General features: G+C 63.6%; 17 protein-coding genes. 4 read left to right on the forward strand and 13 right to left on the reverse strand.

Features of this window, described 5'->3' with window-relative positions:
* The first annotated feature begins 14 nt into the window (after nucleotides 1-14).
* Entirely contained in the window at nucleotides 15-446 is a 432-nt protein-coding gene (locus tag NKJ17_RS12970; protein ID WP_352505364.1) for a GNAT family N-acetyltransferase, read from the forward strand.
* Here NKJ17_RS12970 and NKJ17_RS12975 read toward each other — a convergent pair.
* The 9 genes from NKJ17_RS12975 to murA all read right to left on the reverse strand — a co-directional run bounded on the left by NKJ17_RS12975 (nucleotide 443) and on the right by murA (nucleotide 11,068).
* The gene (locus NKJ17_RS12975; RefSeq protein ID WP_352505363.1) at nucleotides 443-1,573 is read right to left on the reverse strand and encodes an anhydro-N-acetylmuramic acid kinase; all 1,131 of its coding nucleotides are present in this window, start codon (nucleotides 1,571-1,573) and stop codon (nucleotides 443-445) included. The two genes, NKJ17_RS12970 and NKJ17_RS12975, sit on opposite strands and share 4 nt — an antisense overlap.
* A 6-nt stretch (nucleotides 1,574-1,579) precedes the next feature.
* Nucleotides 1,580-2,581 carry a serine hydrolase domain-containing protein gene (locus NKJ17_RS12980; RefSeq protein WP_352505362.1) on the reverse strand — a complete coding sequence of 334 codons (1,002 nt, stop codon included), beginning with the start codon at nucleotides 2,579-2,581 and terminating at the stop codon, nucleotides 1,580-1,582.
* Between the two features lie 70 nt (nucleotides 2,582-2,651).
* Nucleotides 2,652-4,400, reverse strand: coding sequence for an ABC transporter ATP-binding protein (locus tag NKJ17_RS12985; RefSeq protein WP_352505361.1), 1,749 nt, complete (start codon nucleotides 4,398-4,400; stop codon nucleotides 2,652-2,654).
* Nucleotides 4,397-5,236, reverse strand: coding sequence for an ABC transporter permease (locus tag NKJ17_RS12990; protein WP_352476522.1), 840 nt, complete (start codon nucleotides 5,234-5,236; stop codon nucleotides 4,397-4,399). Before NKJ17_RS12990 ends, NKJ17_RS12985 begins: the two co-directional genes overlap by 4 nt.
* Entirely contained in the window at nucleotides 5,236-6,195 is a 960-nt protein-coding gene (locus NKJ17_RS12995) for an ABC transporter permease (protein WP_352505360.1), read from the reverse strand. Before NKJ17_RS12995 ends, NKJ17_RS12990 begins: the two co-directional genes overlap by 1 nt.
* Before the next feature lie 34 nt (nucleotides 6,196-6,229).
* Entirely contained in the window at nucleotides 6,230-7,750 is a 1,521-nt protein-coding gene (locus tag NKJ17_RS13000) for an ABC transporter substrate-binding protein (protein WP_352505359.1), read from the reverse strand.
* Between the two features lie 99 nt (nucleotides 7,751-7,849).
* A complete protein-coding gene (murQ, locus tag NKJ17_RS13005; protein ID WP_502896030.1) occupies nucleotides 7,850-8,755 on the reverse strand; it encodes an N-acetylmuramic acid 6-phosphate etherase in 906 nt (301 codons plus the stop codon).
* A 169-nt stretch (nucleotides 8,756-8,924) separates the two neighbouring features.
* Nucleotides 8,925-9,815: a glucosamine kinase nucleotide-binding domain-containing protein gene (locus NKJ17_RS13010; protein WP_352505357.1), complete on the reverse strand. Its 891-nt coding sequence runs from the start codon at nucleotides 9,813-9,815 to the stop codon at nucleotides 8,925-8,927.
* Complete coding sequence (murA, locus tag NKJ17_RS13015; protein ID WP_352505356.1) at nucleotides 9,812-11,068, reverse strand: UDP-N-acetylglucosamine 1-carboxyvinyltransferase; 1,257 nt, start codon at nucleotides 11,066-11,068, stop codon at nucleotides 9,812-9,814. The genes NKJ17_RS13010 and murA overlap by 4 nt, the downstream gene beginning before the upstream one ends.
* Nucleotides 11,069-11,254: 186 nt before the next feature.
* Here murA and NKJ17_RS13020 point away from each other — a divergent pair, with 186 nt between their 5' ends.
* From NKJ17_RS13020 to NKJ17_RS13030, 3 genes are all read left to right on the forward strand, one after another.
* Nucleotides 11,255-12,103, forward strand: a complete 849-nt coding sequence (locus NKJ17_RS13020) for a MurR/RpiR family transcriptional regulator (RefSeq protein WP_352505355.1) — start codon at nucleotides 11,255-11,257, stop codon at nucleotides 12,101-12,103.
* Nucleotides 12,104-12,333: 230 nt separating this feature from the next.
* Complete coding sequence (locus tag NKJ17_RS13025) at nucleotides 12,334-13,443, forward strand: carbohydrate kinase (protein WP_352505354.1); 1,110 nt, start codon at nucleotides 12,334-12,336, stop codon at nucleotides 13,441-13,443.
* 12 nt (nucleotides 13,444-13,455) lie between these two features.
* Nucleotides 13,456-14,385, forward strand: coding sequence for a pseudouridine-5'-phosphate glycosidase (locus tag NKJ17_RS13030; protein WP_352505353.1), 930 nt, complete (start codon nucleotides 13,456-13,458; stop codon nucleotides 14,383-14,385).
* Nucleotides 14,386-14,417: 32 nt separating this feature from the next.
* Here NKJ17_RS13030 and NKJ17_RS13035 read toward each other — a convergent pair whose 3' ends face one another.
* The 4 genes from NKJ17_RS13035 to NKJ17_RS13050 all read right to left on the reverse strand — a co-directional run bounded on the left by NKJ17_RS13035 (nucleotide 14,418) and on the right by NKJ17_RS13050 (nucleotide 20,639).
* A complete protein-coding gene (locus NKJ17_RS13035) occupies nucleotides 14,418-15,809 on the reverse strand; it encodes an FAD-binding oxidoreductase (protein ID WP_352688666.1) in 1,392 nt (463 codons plus the stop codon).
* A gap of 255 nt (nucleotides 15,810-16,064) precedes the next feature.
* Nucleotides 16,065-17,303: a VWA domain-containing protein gene (locus NKJ17_RS13040; RefSeq protein ID WP_352505351.1), complete on the reverse strand. Its 1,239-nt coding sequence runs from the start codon at nucleotides 17,301-17,303 to the stop codon at nucleotides 16,065-16,067.
* A 2-nt stretch (nucleotides 17,304-17,305) separates the two neighbouring features.
* A complete protein-coding gene (locus NKJ17_RS13045) occupies nucleotides 17,306-19,555 on the reverse strand; it encodes a DUF5682 family protein (RefSeq protein ID WP_352688669.1) in 2,250 nt (749 codons plus the stop codon).
* Between the two features lie 4 nt (nucleotides 19,556-19,559).
* Entirely contained in the window at nucleotides 19,560-20,639 is a 1,080-nt protein-coding gene (locus tag NKJ17_RS13050) for an ATP-binding protein (protein ID WP_352645331.1), read from the reverse strand.

Here is a 20,639-nt window from a genome sequence, read left to right on the forward strand (position 1 = left end):
TAGATGCTTGGTGGATGGACAATACAACGCTTGAGACAACCGCCGATCCCTTGCCGCACGAGCTGGCTTTTCTCGGAGAGCGGCTTGCTGCGTTCAACGACAGTGATGTCGGCGCCTCCCGCAGGAAGGCAATGGCCGTGTTCGTGCGCGATGAGCACGGCGTAATTGTCGCCGGCATCTCGGGATACACCGCCTGGGGCTGGCTCTATGTGCAATGGCTCTGGGTCGATGAAAAACTGCGCGGCCACGGCATGGCCGGCAGGATGCTCGAGGCGGCCGAGAGGGAGGCGATCGCGCGCGACTGTCACGGCGCCTGGATCGACACGTTCAATCCCAAGGCGGCCAAGGCCTATGAGCGCCACGGCTACCGGCCGTTCGGTGCGCTCGCCGACTTTCCCATTGGCCGCAGCCGCATCTTCTTACAGAAGAACCTGAAACACGATTAGCCGGCGAGCCGCCCTCCGCGCATCGGCTGCGGCACGCCGGTCGTGCTGGGGAAGCTGATCGGCAAGCCCCTAAGCACGCGCACTGCCAGGAAGGCAAAGCACTCCGCCTCCACCGCATCGCCCTTCCAGCCCAGCGCCTCGGCCGGAACCGCTTCGACGCCGGCGCGGCTGGCAAGCATGGCCATGATCGTTGGATTGTGGCGACCGCCGCCGCTGACCACCAGCCGCTTCGGCCGGTGCGGCAGAAGATCGAGCGCTTTGGCGACGGCGGCCGCGGTGAAGGCCGTCAGCAGGGCTGCCCCATCCGCGGCGTTCATTCCGTCCGCCATCGAGGCGCCGAAATCGAAACGGTCCAGCGATTTCGGGTAGGGTTTGGTCAAGTAAGGGTGCTGCAGGAGCTTGGCCAGCCGCGTCTCGTCGACCGTCCCGGCGCGGGCCAACGCGCCGTCGCGGTCCATTTCGCCAAGCCCCTTCGACTTGATGAAGTCGTTCAGCGGCGCGTTGGCCGGTCCGGTATCGAAGGCGACGACATTGTCCTTGCCGTCCCACCAGGTGATGTTGGCGACGCCACCGAGATTGAGCACTGCCGTGTCTCCACTGGCATCAGCGTCGCGCAGCAGCGCGGCGTGATAGGCGGCAGAGAGCGGCGCACCTTGGCCGCCGGCGCGCATGTCGGCCGAGCGGAAGTCATAGGCGACCCTGGTGCCAAGGATCGCATGCATCAGCTCGCCGTCGCCGAGCTGGCGGGTCTGGCCCAGCCGGCCCACTTGCGGGGCACGGTGCAGCACGGTCTGGCCATGGAAGCCGACGACGCCGATATCGGCCATGGTCAGGCCGTGACTTTCGACAAGATCCCTGACCGCGGCGGATTGGGCGCGCGTCAGTGCCTCCTCTGCCTCACGAAAAATCGCCGGTTCCGGTCCGGTGAAATTCCAGATCCTGGCCTGGCGCAACGTCTCCTCCAACAGGCTGCGGATCGACCTGGGGTAAGGCGCCAGCGTGTAGGTGCCGAAATCCGCGATCCGTTCGCCGTCGGTCTTGATCAGCGCGACGTCGATATTACCGTCCAGCACGGTGCCGGTCATCAGGCCGACAGCCCACATTGGTGCGCCATTTTTAGCAATCATGACTTGTCAGGCTCCGTTGACGAGATCGCCGATCGATTGCCTTAGCGCTGCGATCCCGCTGTTGAAATGACGTGTCGGATGGATCCGGTTGGTGAGCAAGGTCCATGCTCTGCCTTTGTCGAAGTCGACCCAAAGCCCGGTGCCGGTGAAGCCGGTATGGCCAATTGTGCCGGGGCTGCACAGCCGGCCGCCGGACCAGCCTTCGTAAGGCCGCTCCCAGCCATGGGTGCGGGTTGCCGACAAGGGCGTGCGCATCAGCGCTATTGAACGCTCGGATGCGCCGCTCCCGTCCAGCAGCCCTAGCGCAAAATCGAGGATCGCGGCCGCCGTTCCGAACAGCCCGGCGTGACCGGCCCCTTGCAATGCCGAGCAATTGTCGTCGTGGACCTCGCCGCAGAGAACACGATGGCGCCATGTGCAGTCTTCTGTGGCCGCCGCGCGATCCGGTTCGGTGGAGAACGCGAAGCCCGGACCGGGATCCATGTAGCGAATGGTCTTGCCGGACAGGCGCTCCAGGACGAAGCCGAGCAGAATGAAATTGATATCGGAATAGACCGGCTCCCCGACCTGCCACTCGCGCTGCAGGACAAAGGCGCGCAACAGCTCGGGATCGCGGCCATAGGTGTAGATTGGAGCAACGGCGGGAAACGGCGTCTGATGACCGAGACACTGGCGAAACGTCACCTTCCGTTCCCAGGCTTTTTCGTCATATTGGCGAAGGTCGGGCAGGACCGAAATCAGCGGCGCGTCGAGGTCGATGACGCCTTCTTCCGCCAGTGCAAGGATACGCGGCGTGGTGAAGATGACTTTGGTCAGCGACGCCAGATCGAACCATGTTTCGATATGCATCGGCCGTATCTTCGGCACGACTTGGGCTGAGCCGACTGCCCGGACGATGCGTTGACCGTCCCAGTCGACCATGCCGAGCACGCCGCCAGGAATGCGCGACGCAGCCACGGCCGTTTCGAGCGGGGCGAATGCACGGTCGAAGAGATCATGCTCGATCAAATGCGGCCTCCGTCTGAAAAGCAGCGAGGGGGCTGTCCGTCTGACTCTGCATGCTTTCGAGCGACAATCATCACGCTTCCACCCGTGCCCTATGGTCCGGCCCGAATTGCTGCCAATTGGCCGGGCCCGGCTCAAATCCCAGCGGGCGCACGAGCGAGGGAACCTGGCGCGTGTCCAGCTCGAAACGTTCATGCCGCCGGTCTATGGTGGGAACGGCCGCGATAAGCTGTTTGGTATAAGAGTGCTTCGGCTGCGAGAGCACCGATCTGGCATCGCCGATCTCGACGATCTGGCCGGCATAGATGACCGCAATGCGATGGGCGATCCGCTCGACGACAGCCATGTCATGCGAGATGAACAGGTAGGCCAGCCCGAATTCACGCTGCAGCTCGACCAAAAGCTCCAGCACCCTGGCCTGCACCGACACATCGAGCGCCGAAACCGCTTCGTCGAGGACGACAACCGAAGGATTGAGCATCAGCGCGCGAGCGATGCACAGGCGTTGCCGCTGGCCGCCGGAGAATTCGTGCGGATAGCGCTGCAGGCTGTTTTCCGGAAGGCCGACGCGTTTCAGCAGCGCGGCCATTTTCGCCCGCGTTTCAGCAGTTATCCGTCCGCCGCTAGCGATCACCGGCTCTGCGAGGATGCTTTCGATGGTGAGTCTGGGATTGAGCGAGCCATAGGGATTCTGGAACACCATCTGCACGGGAAGGGCGCTCTGCCCGGCGACGGCCTTGCGCGTGCTGGCCGAGATTGTGCCGCGTGTCGGGCGCACCAGCCCCAGAATCGCGCGGGCGGTGGTGGACTTTCCGGAACCGCTCTCGCCGACGACCGCCAATGTCTCGCCCGGCATTAGCTCGAAATCCACACCGTCCACCGCGTGCACGGTACCGCTGGCGCGGCTGAAAAACCCAGCCTTGACTGGAAACCGCACCACGAGGCCATCGACCATCAGCGCCGGCTCGGCAGCTTTTTGCGTTTCGCATTGCACGTCCTTGCGTACGGCACTGCCGCCGGCGAAATGCGGCACCGCATGAAGCAGATGCCGCGTATAGGGATGCTGCGGATCGTCCAATATCTGGTTCAGCGCGCCCTGCTCGACAGCTTCCCCGCTTTGCATCACCATGACCTTGTCAGCGATGCCTGCAACCAGACCGATGTCGTGGGTGATGAAGATCATCGACATCCCGGTTTCCTGCTTCAACTCGGCGAGCAGCGCCATGATCTGCGCCTGCACCGTAACATCCAGCGCCGTCGTTGGTTCGTCGGCAATGAGCAGGCGCGGGTTGCAAGCGAGCGCCATGGCGATCATCACCCGCTGCAACATGCCGCCCGAAAGCTGGTTGGGCGTATATTTCAGTCGCCGTGCAGCGTCGGGAATACGCACGCGGTCGAGCGCGTCCTTGGCCGCCGCCGTCGCTTGCCGGCCGGTCAGGCCGCGATGCAGGCGAAACGATTCCTCGATCTGCCTGCCGATGGTCAGCACCGGATTGAGCGAGCTCATCGGCTCCTGGAAGATCATGCCGATTTCACCGCCGCGGATCTTCGTCAGTTGCGGCTCGTCCGCGGCGGTCAGGTCGAAAATGCTGTTGTCGACCCGCTTCAGCGTGATCGAGCCTGCGGTGATGCGGCCGCCGCCATAATCGACAAGGCGATTGATCGACAGCGCCGTGACCGATTTGCCCGAGCCGCTTTCGCCGACGATTGCCAATGTCTCGCCGTCGGCGAGATCGAAGCTGACGCCGCGCACGACCTCATTGGCTTTCGGGTTGCGGCCGAAGCCGACGCGCAATCCGCTGACGGACAGCAGCGGAATCATGCGATCGATCTCCGCATCTTCGGGTCGAGGACATCACGCAACGCATCGCCGAGCAGGTTGAAACCGAGGATGCTGATCATGATCGCCACGCCGGGGAAGATCATCAGCCAGGGAGCTGTCTCCATCAGATTGCGGCTGTCGCTCAGCATCAGGCCGAGCGACGCGGCGGGCGGCTGCGTGCCTAGCCCGAGGAAGCTTAAGCCGGCCTCGGTCAGCAGTGCCCAGGCCAGCGCCAGCGTCACCTGAACCGTCAGTGGCGCCACCAGATTGAGCAGCAGATGGCGTGTTACGATGTAGCCCGCACTGCTGCCGAACGTGCGGGCCGCGTCGACGAACTCGCGCGCCTTGAGCGACAGAGCCGGACCTCGCACGACGCGCGTGAAGATCGGCGTGTAGACGATGGCAATGGCAATGACGCTGGTCGAGGTTCCCGGTCCAGCAACCGCGACGATCAGCAGCGCCAGCAGGATCGCCGGGAACGCCAGCACAACGTCCATGATGCGCATCACCAGGCCGTCCCAGCGGCGCCCGAACCAGGCTGCCGCCAGCCCGAGCACGGTGCCGGCCAGTGTCGCGAAGGCGACCGAAAAGAAGGCCACGATGAAGGACTGGCCGATCCCGGTCATCAGCCGACTTGCGACATCGCGGCCGAACAGGTCCGTGCCCATCAGGTAGGTGCCGTCAGGCGCATGCAGTCGCTCGACCCGGTGCTGCGTCAGCGGATCGTGCGGCGTCAGCCCCAGCATGCCAAGCACGGCAAGCAGCAGATAAAGCGCAACGATGGCACCGCCGATGCGGCCGCTGGGATGCGCAAATATAGCCCGCAATGTCGCCATCAGTGCTCGCTTAGCCGGATACGCGGGTCGAGCGCGACATAGGCGAGGTCGACGAGGAGATTGACGATCATGAAGTTGAAGGCGATGAACAGCACGCTTCCCTGCACCAGCGCGTAGTCGCGCTGCAGGATGGCATCCAGCACCATACGGCCGAGACCGGGCAGCGCAAATATCTGCTCGACGATGACTGCCCCGCCCAGCAGATAGCCGAACTCTATGCCGCTCAGCGTCACGACCGGGATGAGCGCGTTGGGCAAAGCATGCCCCCAGATGACGCCGCGCGCCGAAACGCCTTTGCTGCGCGCCGTCCTGACATAGTCGTCGCTGAGCACATCGAGCATCGCCGAACGCGATATGCGGGTCACCGAAGCCGCGAAGGCAAATCCAAGCGTGACCGCAGGCAGCAACAGCTGGCCGAGATTGCGCAGCGGATCCTGCCACAGCGGCGAAAACTCACCCATCGCCGGCAAAACGCCAAACCCCGCCGACAGCGTGTAGATGATCAGCAGGGCAAGGACAAAGTTCGGCGTCGACTGCCCGATCATTGCGACAACGCGCACGCCGAGGTCGGACAGCTTTTCATTATGGGTGGCGGCAAAAATCCCGGTCGGCATGCCGACAACCAGGGCGATGACCATCGAAAGCAGGGCGAGCTCCAACGTTAGCGGGAAACGCTCGAGGATGACGTCGAGCACCGGCCTGCCATAGGTGGACGAAATGCCGAGATTACCTTGGACAAGACCAAGCAGCCAGCGCCAGTACTGGATGAACCAGGGCTGGTCGATGCCGAAATAAGCTGCAAGCGCATCGCGCTGCTGCGGCGTCAGCAGGCCGGCTTCGGTCCCCAGCATTGCCGTGATCGAATCGCCCGGAACCATCCTGATCGCCAGGAACACGACGATGGACACGCCAAGCAGGACGAGAGGGAAGGTTGCCAGTCGCCGCATCAGATAGTTCACGCGAAGAATACCCTCTCGTCTGGCACCAAAGCAGCTACTGGATCGTCACCTTGGCGAGGCTGAACAGCGAGCCTGTCGGCACCGGTTCGAATCCTGCGATATTCTTCTGCTGTGCGGTGTAGCTGTAGGACGTGTAGAGCCAGATCCAGGGCGACATCTCAGTGATGTGCTTCTCGAAGTCGGCGAAGATCGCTTTGCGCGCTGCCGGGTCGGTCTCGCTGCGGCCCTTCTGCATAAGACTGTCCAGCGTATCGTCGATATAGTTCGCGACCTTCTGCAGATTGCCCGTCTTGGTCCAGTAACGGTTGTACATAGTGTAGGGATCGGCCCTGCCGCCGTTCAGGGCGATGGCCATGTCGAAATCGCCCTTCAGCCAGGCATCGACATAGACGTTGAGCTCCATCATTTTGATGTCGAGCTTGACGCCGATTTCTGCGAGTTGCGACTGGATGACCTGGGCTTCCGCCGCCGCTGTCGGCGGCTCGCCGGTGGCGCCGATCACGGTCGCCGAAAAGCCGTCGGCGTAGCCCGCTTCGGCCATCAGCTGCTTGGCTTTCTCGACGTCGCGCTTATAGCAGAACAACTGGCTCGGATCGGTCGCCAGCGCAGGGATAGTCAGCGGGCCGGTGACTTTGCCTTCACCGAGCGAGGCGGTGTCCAGCACTTCCTGCCGGTCGATGGCGCAGGAAATCGCCTGACGCACCTTGAGTTCGGTCATCGGCTTGCGGGAAGGATTGAGCTGCAGCACGTGATAGGCAAGCACCGGCACACGGTTCAACTGCAGGCTGGCTTCCTTGGGCACAAGCGTGGCGACAAGCGGATCGTTGAGCAGGGCAAAATCGATCTGCTTGCTGCGCATCGCCGCCAGGATCGCCGTCTCGTCCGGCAGCACGCTGACCTCGATGCCGTCGATGCCGGTCGTGCCGCCCGCCCAATCCTTGTTGGCGACAAGCACTTCCTTGGAATTCGGATCCCACTTTTCCAACTTGAACGGACCCGAGCCGATCGTCGTCGTGCCGATCGAGCCGGCCATGATTTCGCTTGCCGGGACGATCGCGGCGTTGACGTCGCTCATCGCCGTCAGGATCGGCACATCCGGCTGCGAGAGGTGGAACACGACGGTGGCTGGATCGGGTGTGTCGATGCTGGCGATCGAGAGAAAGTTGGCGCGCGCGGCCGCGCCGGTCTTCTCGTCGAGTATGCGCTCGAACGATGCCTTGACATCGGCCGAGGTCACGGCGGCGCCGTTCTGGAATTTTGCTTTCGGATTGAGTTTGAAACTCAGCTCCTTGCCGTCCGGCGAGAACTGCCATGAATCGGCAATCGCGGGCGTGATTTGCAGGTTTGCGTCGAGCCGCACCAGTGGCTCATAGATCAGTTCCAGCAGCCGCAGTGAGGAGAATGCCGTCTGCTTGTGCGGATCAAGACCGGTGGCGTCCTGCGACCACGCCATATGCAGCGTCGCCGCACTCGCCTGCGCCGGTAGCGCCGCGATGCCAATCATTGCCGCGAGGGTCATGCCGGAAAGCAGTTTCTTGCCAATGTGCCGTACCATTGTCGTCTCCCATTATTGTTAAACCTGATGCCTTGCAGTTCGCCGGACCGCTTCAAAGGGACACACGCCCCGGAACATCGGCCCAGTGTCCATGCGGTCTTACACCGTCTTTTCGCCTATCGCCTTGCGCAGGAAACCTCCCGCGTTGCCAAGCGCCTTACGTGCTTCCTCGACGCCCATGCCGGTGATCGTCACCAGGATTGCCAGTTTTACATCGTTGCCGGTCTGGTCGAGTGCCTGTCGTGCCTGCTGTGCCGCGCAGCCGGTCGTCTGCATCACGATCCTGACCGCCCTGGCGACAAGCTTCTTGTTGCTTGGATTGAGGTCAACCATCAGGTTCTGATAGCTCTTGCCGATGCGGATCATGCTGGCGGTAGACAGCATGTTGAGCACCAGCTTTTGCGCGGTTCCCGATTTCAGTCGGGTCGAGCCGGTGAGAACCTCCGGGCCGACCACCGGAGAGATGGCAATGTCGGCTATGCCGGCAATGGTCGATCGCGGATTGCAGGACAGCGCCACGGTGGTCGCTCCCACCTGCTTGGCATAGGTCAGGCCGCCGATGACGTAGGGCGTGCGCCCGCTGACAGCGATGCCGACCACCACATCGTCGGCGGTCAGCTTGATGTCCTGCAATGCCTTTACACCCTGTTTCGGGTCATCCTCGGCGCCTTCCGCGGAGCGCACCAGCGCGTCGTCGCCGCCGGCGATCAGGCCCACCACCATGTCCTCGGGTACGCCGAAGGTCGGCGGACATTCCGAGGCGTCGAGGACGCCGAGCCGGCCGCTGGTGCCAGCGCCCACATAGACAAGGCGCGCACCCTTCTGGAACGCGCTCACGATCCGGTCCACGGCAGCAGCAATCTCAGGAATGACCTTCTCGACGGCGGCCGCAACGCCTTTATCTTCGTCATTGATCTTCCGCAGCACCTCGATGGTCGGCAACAGGTCGATGTCGATGGTTCTCGGGTTGCGGTCCTCGGAAACCAGCCGCTCCAACTCCGACATCAACCCGTGTTCGACCACTTGCTTACTTTCAATCTGCCGTGAGCGGGAACGCGATGCCGTGCCGGGCAGGCGCCCGGCTGTCGTGTTTCTGCTTAGTTAACTTTTTAGAATTCGGTATTCCCGGTGTCAACGGATTGTAGGAATAAAATATTCCTCTTTGAGTAGCGCGTTACTCGCCGCAAAGCGACTTTCTGGCCAGGATTATGGCTCCCGAAACCGCATCGCCGTCGGCCGGCTTCAGCCGTCGGCGGACGTCGGGAGCGAGCCATGGCTCAAGCGGGCTGGACAACCCTCCGAGCAACGTAACCCGCGGCGCGCCTTTTTCGAACAGCACCCGCACGAAGGTGTCGATCTGCTCGGCAGCGCCTTGCACGATCCGCCGACCGGCCGGATCGCCCTGGTCGGCATGGCGGATCACCATCGGCGCCATGGCGGCATAGTCCGTCGCACTGGCGCGGTCCATCCAGGCCACCGCCTCGAACGGGTCGTCCTTGAAGCGCTGCATCACCTCGGCCAGCAGCGCGGTCCGCTCGTGCCGGCCGTCATGGGCGCGCAAGGCGAACTGTACCGCTTTCAACCCTAGATCGGCACCGCTTCCCTCGTCGGAAATCGGAAAACCGTAGCCGCCGACACGCAGGTTGCGCCCTTCGACAAAGCCGAGCCCGATCGAACCGGTGCCGGCTATGACGATGGCGCCGTCCTGGCCCGAATGCGCGCCCAGGCAAGCCGCGACGCCGTCGCTGACGAAGTCGAGACTTGCAAAGGGATGGGAGATCGCACGAAACGCCTCAATCGACCCCTTGCGGCCGATGCCGGCAAGACCGACGCCGGCACGGATCCTGGCGATTTTCGTCGCCGTGAACCCTGCCTCTTTGATCGCAGCACCAAAGGCTTTGGCAACGGAGGCCCAGGCCGCCTCTATACCGAGCCGCGTTGTCGCCGGACCTGAGAGACCTTGCCCGAGCACGGTTCCCGCCTCGTCTTCGATACGCGCCCGACAGCCGGTTCCGCCGCCATCGACGCCCAGGAAATAATGCGAAGACGCCGCGCCGGCACTCATCCACTTATCCGCTCGATCTGGGCGCCGCAAAGCCGGAGCTTGCGGTCCAGTTGCTCATAGCCGCGATCGAGATGATAGACGCGGTTGATCGTCGTCTCACCCTGGGACACCAGCGCTGCCAGCACCAGCGAGACGGAGGCGCGCAGGTCGGTCGCCATCACTTGCGCGCCCTTCAGCTTCTCGCCTCCGCGCACCAACGCCATGGTGCCTTGCAGCTTGATGTTGGCGCCGAGCCGCATCAGTTCAGGCACATGCATGAAGCGGTTCTCGAAGATCGTCTCACGCAACAGCGAAGCGCCCTCGGCACAGCACATCAACGCCATGAACTGCGCTTGGAGATCGGTCGGAAAGCCCGGATAGGGCTCCGTCGTCACATCGACGGCTTTGAGCGGCCCGTCTCTCGATACGATCAGCCCGCGGTCGCCCGGCCAGATTTTCACACCGGCTGTTTCGAGCAGCTGGACGACGGATGCCATGTGCTCGAGCCGCGCGTGGGTCAGCTCGAGCTGACCGCCGGTGATAGCCGCCGCGACGGCATAGGTGCCGGCCTCTATCCGGTCCGGGATGATGTCGTGCGTGGCGGCGCGCCAGCCTGTGCTGCCCGCGATCAGGATACGGTGCGTGCCGGCGCCCTCGATCCGCGCGCCCATGGCGTTCAAGCAGGCGGCAAGGTCGGCCACCTCCGGTTCGCGCGCCGCATTGAGGATCTCGGTTTCGCCCTTTGCAGTCGTCGCTGCCATCATCGCCGTTTCGGTCGCGCCGACCGATGGTGAGCTCAAAACGATACGCGCGCCTTTCAGTCCGCCCGGCGCGGACGCGACGATCAGCCCGTTTTCGACCGCAATGTCGGCGCCAAGTGCGGCAAGTGCGGCGACATGCATGTCGACCGGCCGTGCGCCGATCGCGCAGCCGCCGGGCAGCGAAACCCTGGCGTGGCCGAAGCGGGCAAGCAGCGGGCCGAGCACCAGCACTGTCGCGCGCATACGCCTGACGGTATCGTAGGTTGTCTCCTTGGAGACGGCAGCACTGGTATCGATTGTGGCGGCATGCGCCGATCTGGTGACTTCGGCCCCATGAAGGCCGACGACGCCAAGCATGTTGTCGACGTCGGTCACCGCAGGCAGATTGGTCAGTTGCAGCGGATAAGGGCTGAGCAACGCCGCCGCTATTTGCGGCAAGGCCGCGTTCTTGGCGCCGGAGATCGTCACCGCGCCCTCAAGCCTATGCCCGCCGACGATCCGCAATTTGTCCATGGCTCTGACCTAATCCCGAGCTGTCGGCGTGTCTACGATCTTTCGTGGCCGAATCGTCGGCTTGCCCGAAGGCTGGGCCGCAACCGCACCGGTAGAGATTTGATGGATCATTCTTGGCTGTCAATCAGAGACGGAATAATTTATTCCTTGGTTTGGCATTGTCCGTGACTGGCAACAGGTGAACGCATGTCCATCCTGAAGAAAATCGAGGCCAAGCTCGAAATCATGGCGCCCGGCGACCGCGAGATCGGTCGGTATATCGTCGATAATCCCGACCAGATGCTGCGCCTGTCGACGGCGGCGCTTGCCGCTGAGATCGGCCGCAGCCAGTCGAGCGTCGTCAAGTTCAGCCAGAAGCTCGGCTATTCCAGCTATCAGGAGCTCAAGCTCGCCGTCAGCGAGGCCAAGTCGCAGGAATGGCACGTGCCGGCCGGCATGATCCACGGTTCGATCGAGGTCGGCGACAGCTATCTGGTCATCCTGCGCAAGCTGATCGGCAGCAAGCTTTTGTCGATGCAACAGACGGTCGCGGCCAACACCGAGCATGAAATCGGCAAGGCCCTCGAAGCATTGAACGGTGCGCGCCGCATTCATTTGGCAGGCGTCGGCGCATCCTCTCTGGTGGCGCGCGATTTCTCATACAAGCTGATGAAGCTCGGCCGCAACGTGCTGCACGACAGCGACAGCCATGTGCAAATGGCCAATGTCTCGACGCTTGGACGAGGCGACGCGTTATTCGCGCTCTCCTATTCCGGGGCGAGCATCGAAACCCTGCGGATAGCTGAACTCGCACATAAACGCGGCACCACCGTTATCGCCGTCACCGGGCTTCGCGACAATCCGCTGAGCCGGGTTGCCGACATTCGCCTCCACACGATCGCCGATGAAGAGCGCGCGCGCTCTTCATCGATAACCGCGCGTGATGCACAACTGACGCTAACCGACCTGCTGTTCATCCTGCTTGTGCAGAAGCAGCCTGACGCCAATGAATATGTCCACAACAGCGAATTGGCCGTCTCGGTGCTGAAGGCTTAGCTGTCTTCGGCATGGCGTTAAGGCCTCTGTTCCTCCCTGATGCTGCACGTCGACAAGAGCAGGTTTCGTCCTCCGAATAGCTTTCTTCAATGCGCTCACACGCTCTCCGGCTGGCAGAGCCGCGGGAGCGCCGATTGGTCAAACGCCGCCATGGCAAACCAATGTTGACAAGATCATCTGTTGTTTCATACATCGAGTTCAGCTTCGAATTTGGCGGGCCAGGTGAGACGATGGACGACCTTGGAGCACAAGAACAAGCGGTTCTCGACCTCATTGCGGCGAATCCGTTCTCCGGCCAGCAGGATATTGCAACCGCGCTCGGCATTGCCCGCTCGACGGTCGCCGCCCACATCGTGCAACTCATCAACAAGGGCTACATTCTCGGCCGCGGCTATGTCTTGCCGGCGTCCAAACGTATGGTCTGCATCGGCGGCGCGGTGCTCGACCGCAAATACCACGCCAGGAAGGATCTGATCTTCGAGACATCGAACCCGGTCGAAGGCCATCGCAGCTTCGGCGGGGTTGCCCGCAACGTCGCCGAAAACCTTGCCCGCCTCGGTGTCGACATAAGCTTCGTCTCGATCGTCGGCGAGGATGAAACCGGCCGCGCGCTGGTGCGGCATTTGCGTGACTTCGGCGCCGATGTCAGCCAGGTCATCACCACCACGGAGCGGCCGACGGCCGAATACGCGGCCATCCTCGACCGCAACAACGATCTCGTGCTCGGCATCGCCGACATGGAGATCTTCGATCTGTTTTTGCCGTCCTATCTCGACCGTTTCTGGCCGCACCTGGCTTCGGCGACATGGGTCTTCATCGACTGCAATCTGCCGGCCGCGACCATCGCAGCGCTGATCTCGCGCAAGCACGGTGCGCGCTTCAAGCTCGCAGTCGACACGGTATCGTCACCGAAATCAGCGCGCCTGCCGAAGGACCTGACCGGCATCGATCTTCTGTTCACCAATCATGACGAGGCCAATACGATGCTCGGCATGACGGATGCCGACAGGCGGCTGACGCCGGAGGAAGCAGCAGCAGCGCTGCGCGCGGCAGGCGCTGGCGAAGTGATCGTGACTGTGGGTGCGCATGGATTTGCCGTTGCGACCGAGAGCGGTGTGACGGCCATGCGCTCCGTCCCGGCCCAGCCCGTCGACATCACCGGCGCCGGCGACGCTATGATCGCCGGCACTCTGTACAAGGTGCTTTCGGGTGAGCCGGTGGCTCATGCCGTGCGCACCGGCGCGCTGCTTGCCACACTGACCACCGAGAGCGAATCCAGCGTCCACCCCGATCTGTCGCCGCGCTTCCTTGCCGCCGGCATGTACCGCATTCCTGCCTGAAAGCGAGATGATATGAAACCTTCCCTTGTCCATTTGAACGATGAAGTCGCTGCTGCGCTTGATAAAGGCCGCGCGGTGGTGGCATTGGAATCGACGATTGTCACCCACGGCATGCCATATCCGGCCAATCTGGAAACCGCTCGTGGTGTCGAGACCGTCGTGCGTCAAAACGGCGCCGTGCCCGCCACGATCGCAGTGGTCGCCGGCAAGATCAAGGTTGGCCTCGACGACCGTGAACTGGAAGAGCTGGCAGCGGCAAAGGGCGTGGTCAAGGCTTCCGGGCGCGATCTCGCCGCAATCATGGTGCGCGGCGGCTCGGCCGGAACCACCGTCTCGGCGACGATGCGGATTGCCGCTTTAGCCGGGATCGGTATTTTCGCGACCGGCGGCGTCGGTGGCGTGCATCGCGGCGCCGAAGCCACTTTCGATATCTCCGCTGACCTGACCGAACTCGGCCAGACCGGCACAACCGTCGTCTGCGCCGGGGTTAAGTCGATACTCGATGTTGCGAAGACGCTGGAATATCTGGAAACTCAGCGCGTGCCGGTGATCGCCTATGGGAGCGATGATTTTCCGGCTTTCTACACCCGCTCCAGCGGGCTCAAGGCCGACCATCGCCTCGATACCCCCGACGAGGTCGCGCGAGCCATGCTGCTGCATGACGAGATGGAATCCGGCACCGGCATTCTCGTCGCCAACCCGATTCCCGAAGCGGACGCGCTCGATCCGGCGTTCATCGACGGCACGATCGTAGCGGCCGTGGCTGAGGCCGAGAAGCGCGGCATCGGGCGCAAGGAACTGACGCCGTTTCTCCTCGCCCGCATCAACGAGCTTTCACAAGGCCGCAGCCTGAAGGCCAACATCGCGCTTGTCCGCAACAACGCCGCGCTTGCTGCCCGCATCGCAGTTGCGCATGCGGAATTGAAGGGCGCGACCAGATAGAGACAGCGTCCGGCCAGCGCTACGTGCCTTTTTCAGCCCGGCACGAGGTCGAAGATGCGCCCGGCATTGAGGATGTTGTTCGGGTCGAAGGCCGCTTTCAGGCGGCGCATGGCCGCGATCTCGGCGTCGCTACGCACCAGATGCAGCCATTCCTTCTTGTCGAGGCCGATGCCATGCTCGGCCGAGACGCCGCCGCCAGCCGCGGCCACACCCCGGTAGATGATCCCGTATGCAGCCGCCGGATCCACGGTGCGGACCTGGTAGTGCAGATTGCCGTCGCCGAGATGGCCGAAGACGTAGATGTCGGCGCTCGGGTCGACGGCTTTGATAGCGGCTTCCGTCTCGCGCAGGAAAGTCGCCATTTTCGCCAGCGGGATGCTGATATCGACGCCGATCAGTCCTGCCATCGAAAACAGGAAACGGTTGGCCTCCTCGCGCACCGCCCAGAGCGCCCGGAATTCGCGCGGCGATTGCGAGACGACGACGTCGTCGATCACGTCGCCCTCGACCGCCTGCATCAGCACCGCGGCGAAGCGGTCGCCGTCGCGGTCCGGCTCATTGCCCTGTATCTCGGCCAGCACATAGACGGGCGAGCCGGCCGGCAGCGGCGCCGGCGCCTCCATGCCGGCGATCATGGCGCCATAGAGCGGTGCGAAATTCACATCATAGGCCGAGAGCAACGGCCCAAGCTTCTGCCGGAGCTGCGCAAGCAGCGCAATCGCCGCATCGAGCGATGGAAGTGCGCAGAAGGCATTTACCTCGGTGGCAGGTTTGGGATGCAGCCGCAGGCAGGCGCGCGTGACCACGCCGAGCGTGCCTTCGCTGCCGATGAAGAGCTGGTTGAGGTCATAGCCGGAATTGTCCTTTGGCAAGCCCTTGAGCGACGTGAGCACACTGCCGTCGGCAAGCACCGCCTCCAGACCGAGCACCTGCGCGCGGTACATGCCGTAGCGCAGCACGCGAATGCCGCCGGCATTGGTGGCGACATTGCCGCCGACGGTGGCCGTGCCGCGCGCGCCGATGTCGACGCCGAAAAGCAAGCCGGCCGCATCGGCCGCGTCCTGCACCATTTGCAGCGGCGCGCCGGCCTCGGCGACGATCGTCGCCGCCTCGCGGTGGGGCGCCGCGACCGCCGTCATGCGCTCCAGCGACAGCACCGCCTCGCCGGGCTGGATGCGCGCCGCGCCCGCAAGACCGGTGCGGCCACCCTGGATGACGAGCCTCTGCCCGGCCTCGTTGCACAGGCGCAGAATGTCCGACACCTCGCCGGTCGTGCGTGGACGCAAGACGATCGCTGGCGGCGCGCCGTCCTTGCCGTCGGGATCTTCCCGGTAGCGTGGTCCGGCCTCCTCAGCCGAGACAATCGCTGACCTGTCCAGCCGCTTTTCCAGCCGCGACAGAAGCTCGGCAATTTTCTGCGACATGTGGCTCAAGGACATGAACGGCCCGGGCGCATCGACGCGGCCGGGAGAGGGAAGGGCGAGGGCTGTGAAAGCGGCCGTGGCTGATTTCTACTGTTCAGCAAATGTGGGGAAAACCCGCCAGGAATACAGCCGGTTGTCTTCGCCATGCGTCGCTCCTGTAACAGGTCGACCATAGGCGCGGCTGGCTATTTGTCAAACCTTTGACCGCAAGCGCTTGCCTGCGGGCTGCCCAGTATTCTGGACCGAGGCAAACGCTCACTCATGCATCCCAGGCGCCTCAGCCCCGGCGCGAATGAGCTTGATGTCGGCTCCCGCCGCCCAGGCGCCGATATCCTCCCGCCGCAGTGCCGCCGCCATCATGTCCGGAAACAGATCCGGCGTGCAGGCGAAGACCGGAATGCCAAGTGCCGCGACCGAACCTGCCATCGCTGGATCATAGCCGGGCTGCCCCTGATCGGTCAACGCCAGAAGCACGACGGCATTGACGCCGGATCGAACCAGCGCCGCCAGCCGCCGCAGCAGTTCCTGGCCATTGCCGCCTTCATAGAGGTCGGTGATCAGCACCAGATGCGACTTGGTGGGCCGCTCGATACGGTCGGCGCAATAGGCGACCGCCTGGTTGATGTCGGTGCCGCCGCCGAGTTGCACGCCGAACAGCACTTCAACAGGATCGCTGAGTTCTTCGGTAAGGTCAACGATGGCGGTATCGAAACAGACGAGCTTGGTGCGCACAACCGGCAGCGAGGCCATCACCGCTGCGAAGATCGAGGCATAGATCACCGAACTTGCCATCGAGCCGGACTGGTCGACGCACAGAACCACCTCGTCGAGATCGACCAGCCGTCGCTGCTTGCGTATGAAACCAACCAGCTTCTCCGGCACGATAGTCTTGTGTTCGGGTTGGTAGTGGCGAAGGTTCGCCGAGATGGTGCGCTGCCAGTCGATATCGCGCGAACGCGGGCGGTTGGTGCGCCTCGACCGGTCGAGCGCGCCTCGGATTGCCTCGACTGTCTTCTGCTCCAGCCTCTGCATCAGCTTGGCCACGATATCGGCGATGATCGCGCGGGCGATGTCCTTGGTCTTGGCAGGCATCACCGAGCGGAGCGAAACCAGGTCGGCGACCAGATTGACGTCCGCCTCGATCGCCTTCAGGAACTCCGGCTCTATCAGCATCTGCTTCAGGTTCAGCCGTTCGAAGGCATCTTTCTGGACGATCTGGACGACCTGCGCGGGAAAGAAAGAGCGGATGTCGCCCATCCATTGCGCAACGCGCGGCGCCGAACGGCCTAGCCCGCCGCGCCGTTTGCGCGGGTCGGCAGCGGCATTGGCGCCGTCGCCGTATAACGCGTCAAGAGCCGCCGAAAGCCGTTTGTCGTCGCTGGAAAGTGCCGCAGATGTCTCATCGTCGGCGCCGATCGCCAGACGCCAGCGGCGCTCTCTTCCGCCATCGGGCGATGGTGCGCCGGTTTGGGTCGCCTCTGCCTCGTCGTCCATCGTTATGTCCCGCTCTTGAGCAAAGGTCCAAGCCGCTCCAGGTGCCGACGCCAGGCCTCGCCGCCATCGGGCGCCGGTATCAGGCCGGCCGGCAGCCGAGCGGCGCGGCCGAGCACCGCTTCAATCAACCGCCGGCGCTCCATGCTGTCCATATTGGAGAAGACGCGGCGCAGCAGCGGTAGATGCGCGATGAAAGCGTCCTCGTCGAGGGACTTCAGCCACGCATCAACCGCACCGCGCAGACCTTCGTCATAGATCAGCCGCTGACCGGCAGTGCTGAAGAAGCCTTCGAAGAACCCGGCCGCTTCAATGACAGGAGTCCCCGGTGACAAGCGTCGCTCGAGCAGTCCGGCAGCGTCCTCGGCGGAAAGCCGGCCAGCTTCGTAGAGCAGGTGCGCGGCGCATCCTGCCGGCAGCGCCGTCGACCGCGATCCCTCCAGCACGGCAGCCAGTCCGTTACGCCATCCGTCCAGCACGTCTTGCCCGGGCTCGACCAGTCTGATCGCCTCATCGGCCTTGCGCATCGCACCGACTAGCGTCGCCGCGGCTTGCTCATCCAGATCGCGTACAGCATACGGAAGCGCGATCGCACCTTCGACGATCAGCCGCTCCATGAGACCGGACAGCCGGTTCGTCTCCGTTTTGCGGGCCTCGCCGTAACGGATGATGTCGGCGAGGGGCGGCACAGACGCCAGGATCTCCAGGCATTCGCTGCTGCGCGCCGCTCGCGCCTCCAACGCCGCAAGGCCGGCAGTCGATGCTTCCGACAGGCTTGCCGTGATCGCGTTCTCCACCAATGCCGCAAGCGTATCGAGCGTCGCCGCCGTTTCGATCATCTGGATCAGGCGGGCATTGGCAGCCTTTTCGATGGTCGGCCCGTAGATCAGGTTCTCGACCAGACGAACGGCATATTCCGGTTCCCACGCCAGGGTCCACCGCTCGCGGAAGGTGCCACGGCTGCGACCGGCATCGGTCAGTCTGCCCCAATGCACACCAAGCACGCTCAGCCGATGCAGCAATGTCGAGCGAAACAGTCCGCTTTCGCTGCGCAGGTCGACGGACAGTTCGCGCTCCAGCGCCTCGGGCTTCAGCCGCGCCGCCTTCTGGTTGCGCTGCAGATCCTCGATCAATGGCGCCAGCGGCGTGTCGGGCGGAATTTCACCGACGTCCGCACCCAGAAGCAACTCGGCCTCGACCAGCCCCCACAGCAACGCTTCGCCATTGAACAGGGCCGCGATCGCGGCGTCGCGCAATTCCTCGAACCCGGGCTTCGGCCGTTCGCGAATGGCGGCGAGCGCGCGGGCGAGCCGCTCCGCTTCGATCAGCGAAGCGGTCGAGACCAGATGGCCCTTCGCCCGCAGCAGCGCCGCGATCATGGCAAGCCACAGGGTTGCCGCATCGCGCCGACCGCGCGTGCGCCAAAGATGCTTGCACCAGCCGGGCGCGACGACGCCCGCGCCATAGCCGTATCCCAGCGCCAGGCGCGGTCCGGTCCACGGTGCCCATGTCATTGTGCTCTTGCGCCGGGCAATTCCCTTGATCAGGACCTGATCGTTTTTCTGAGTGTGGGTGGCCTGCAGCGCCGGCACATGCCATGCTCCGCAGACGACGGCGATCGGCCCCTCGAACTGCTTACGCGCCTTGGCGATTTCGAGCCGCATATGCGCCTCGCGCTTGGCTTCGAACTGCGCGATCGGACCCTCACCATTCCGCAGTGTCGTCATCGCATCGGCGATGGCCGCAAATATCGGGCCGGGTTCCGGGTTCTGTTCAATGATGTCCGACCACCAGCTTTCGCCGTCCTCATAACCGGCGGCGTGCGCCAGCATGGCAATCGGATCACGCGGAAGCGGAGCCGCGTCACCATCCTCGGGGGCTTGGGTAGCTTCGGTCACATCGGTGTCCTCCGCGCCACCGATCGCAGCAGTGGTGAACCGTGCCGACGATGGCAGGTCGATAAACTGCAACGTCGCCTTATTGCCCACAGCCCAAAGCGCCGCCTGGTATTCGGGCGAGAACTCGGCAAAAGGCCAGAAGCTTGTCGAAGCCGGATCGTCTTCCGGATAGCAAAGGAGCGCCACCGGCGGCTGCATTTCGGGGCGGGCCAGCATGGGCAGAAGCTCAGAGGCGTCGATCGGCCCCTCGATCAGCACGGCGACCGGGTTCAAATCCTGCAGTGCCTGCACCAGGCTGTCGGCGGAACCCGGCCCGTGATGGCGTATCCCGAAATAGGCAATGTCGCCGTGGCTCATGGCGTCAGATCGCTGCGTTCAGCGCCGCGTAATAGCCGGCATAGTCGGGGCGCTTCTTGAGCACCGTTTCCAGATATTCCTCGAGCACCACCTTATCCTGCACCGGATCCTTCACGATCGCGCCGACAAGGCTGGCGGCGAGACCTTCGGCGCCGAGCTTGCCACTGTCGAACCACGCCGCCTGGCTGAGCCCGCCAACCATCGTGGCGATCGCTTCTGCGGTCGACAGCGAGCCGGAAGGAGTCTTCAGCGTCACCTTGCCGTCGGCAGTCGCGCCGGAGCGCAATTCGCGAAAGATGGTCAGCACACGGGCGATCTCCTCGCCGACATTTTTTGGCACCGGCAGGTCGAGTCCGCCAGCCATCTCATCGACCCGTTTGGAGACGATCGCCACCTCTTCGGCCATGTCTTCCGGCAATGGCAGCACCACGACATTGAAGCGACGCTTGAGCGCCGAGGAGAGCTCGTTGACACCTTTGTCGCGGTTGTTTGCCGTGGCGATAATGTTGAAGCCGCGCTGGGCGTAGATCGAGGTGTTCAATTCCGGAATCGGCATCATCTTTTCGGAAAGCACGGTGATCAGCGTGTCCTGCACGTCCGAGCCCATGCGGGTCAGTTCCTCCAGCCGGCAGAGCTTGCCGTTCTGCATGGCTCGGTAGAGCGGCGTCGGCACCAACGCTTCCTGGCTCGGGCCTTTTGCCAGCAGCTGCGCATAGTTCCAGCCATAGCGGATCTGGTTCTCGTCGGTGCCGGCCGTGCACTGCACGATCAGCGTCGAGTCGCCCATGATGGCGGCGGCAAGATGTTCAGATACCCAGGACTTGGCGGTTCCGGGAACGCCGAGCAGCAAGAGTGCACGGTCGGTAGCGAGCGTCGCTACCGCGGTTTCCATCAACCGGCGGCGACCGACATATTTCGGGGTTATCAGTGTGCCGTCGCTAGCCTTGCCGCCGAGCAGATAGGTCAGCACAGCCTGTGGCGACAGGCTCCAGCCGGCAGGTTTTTGCCTGTCGTCACCGCGCGCCAGCGCCTGCAATTCAGAGGCATAGGCCTGCTCGACCGGGAGACGGATGGCAGCGTTCAT

It is taken from the genome of Mesorhizobium sp. M0208 (assembly GCF_040322015.1).
GTDB lineage: Bacteria > Pseudomonadota > Alphaproteobacteria > Rhizobiales > Rhizobiaceae > Mesorhizobium.

Bases quoted from the DNA above. Each gene is read 5' to 3' on its own strand.
- NKJ17_RS12970 (WP_352505364.1), top strand. From the start codon at position 15: ATGGACAATACAACGCTTGAGACAACCGCCGATCCCTTGCCGCACGAG.
- NKJ17_RS12975 (WP_352505363.1), bottom strand. From the start codon at position 1,573: ATGATTGCTAAAAATGGCGCACCAATGTGGGCTGTCGGCCTGATGACC.
- NKJ17_RS12985 (WP_352505361.1), bottom strand. From the start codon at position 4,400: ATGATTCCGCTGCTGTCCGTCAGCGGATTGCGCGTCGGCTTCGGCCGC.
- NKJ17_RS12990 (WP_352476522.1), bottom strand. From the start codon at position 5,236: ATGGCGACATTGCGGGCTATATTTGCGCATCCCAGCGGCCGCATCGGC.
- NKJ17_RS13000 (WP_352505359.1), bottom strand. From the start codon at position 7,750: ATGGTACGGCACATTGGCAAGAAACTGCTTTCCGGCATGACCCTCGCG.
- murQ (WP_502896030.1), bottom strand. From the start codon at position 8,755: ATGTCGGAGTTGGAGCGGCTGGTTTCCGAGGACCGCAACCCGAGAACC.
- NKJ17_RS13010 (WP_352505357.1), bottom strand. From the start codon at position 9,815: ATGAGTGCCGGCGCGGCGTCTTCGCATTATTTCCTGGGCGTCGATGGC.
- murA (WP_352505356.1), bottom strand. From the start codon at position 11,068: ATGGACAAATTGCGGATCGTCGGCGGGCATAGGCTTGAGGGCGCGGTG.
- NKJ17_RS13020 (WP_352505355.1), top strand. From the start codon at position 11,255: ATGTCCATCCTGAAGAAAATCGAGGCCAAGCTCGAAATCATGGCGCCC.
- NKJ17_RS13025 (WP_352505354.1), top strand. From the start codon at position 12,334: ATGGACGACCTTGGAGCACAAGAACAAGCGGTTCTCGACCTCATTGCG.
- NKJ17_RS13030 (WP_352505353.1), top strand. From the start codon at position 13,456: ATGAAACCTTCCCTTGTCCATTTGAACGATGAAGTCGCTGCTGCGCTT.
- NKJ17_RS13035 (WP_352688666.1), bottom strand. From the start codon at position 15,809: ATGTCGCAGAAAATTGCCGAGCTTCTGTCGCGGCTGGAAAAGCGGCTG.
- NKJ17_RS13040 (WP_352505351.1), bottom strand. From the start codon at position 17,303: ATGGACGACGAGGCAGAGGCGACCCAAACCGGCGCACCATCGCCCGAT.
- NKJ17_RS13045 (WP_352688669.1), bottom strand. From the start codon at position 19,555: ATGAGCCACGGCGACATTGCCTATTTCGGGATACGCCATCACGGGCCG.
- NKJ17_RS13050 (WP_352645331.1), bottom strand. From the start codon at position 20,639: ATGAACGCTGCCATCCGTCTCCCGGTCGAGCAGGCCTATGCCTCTGAA.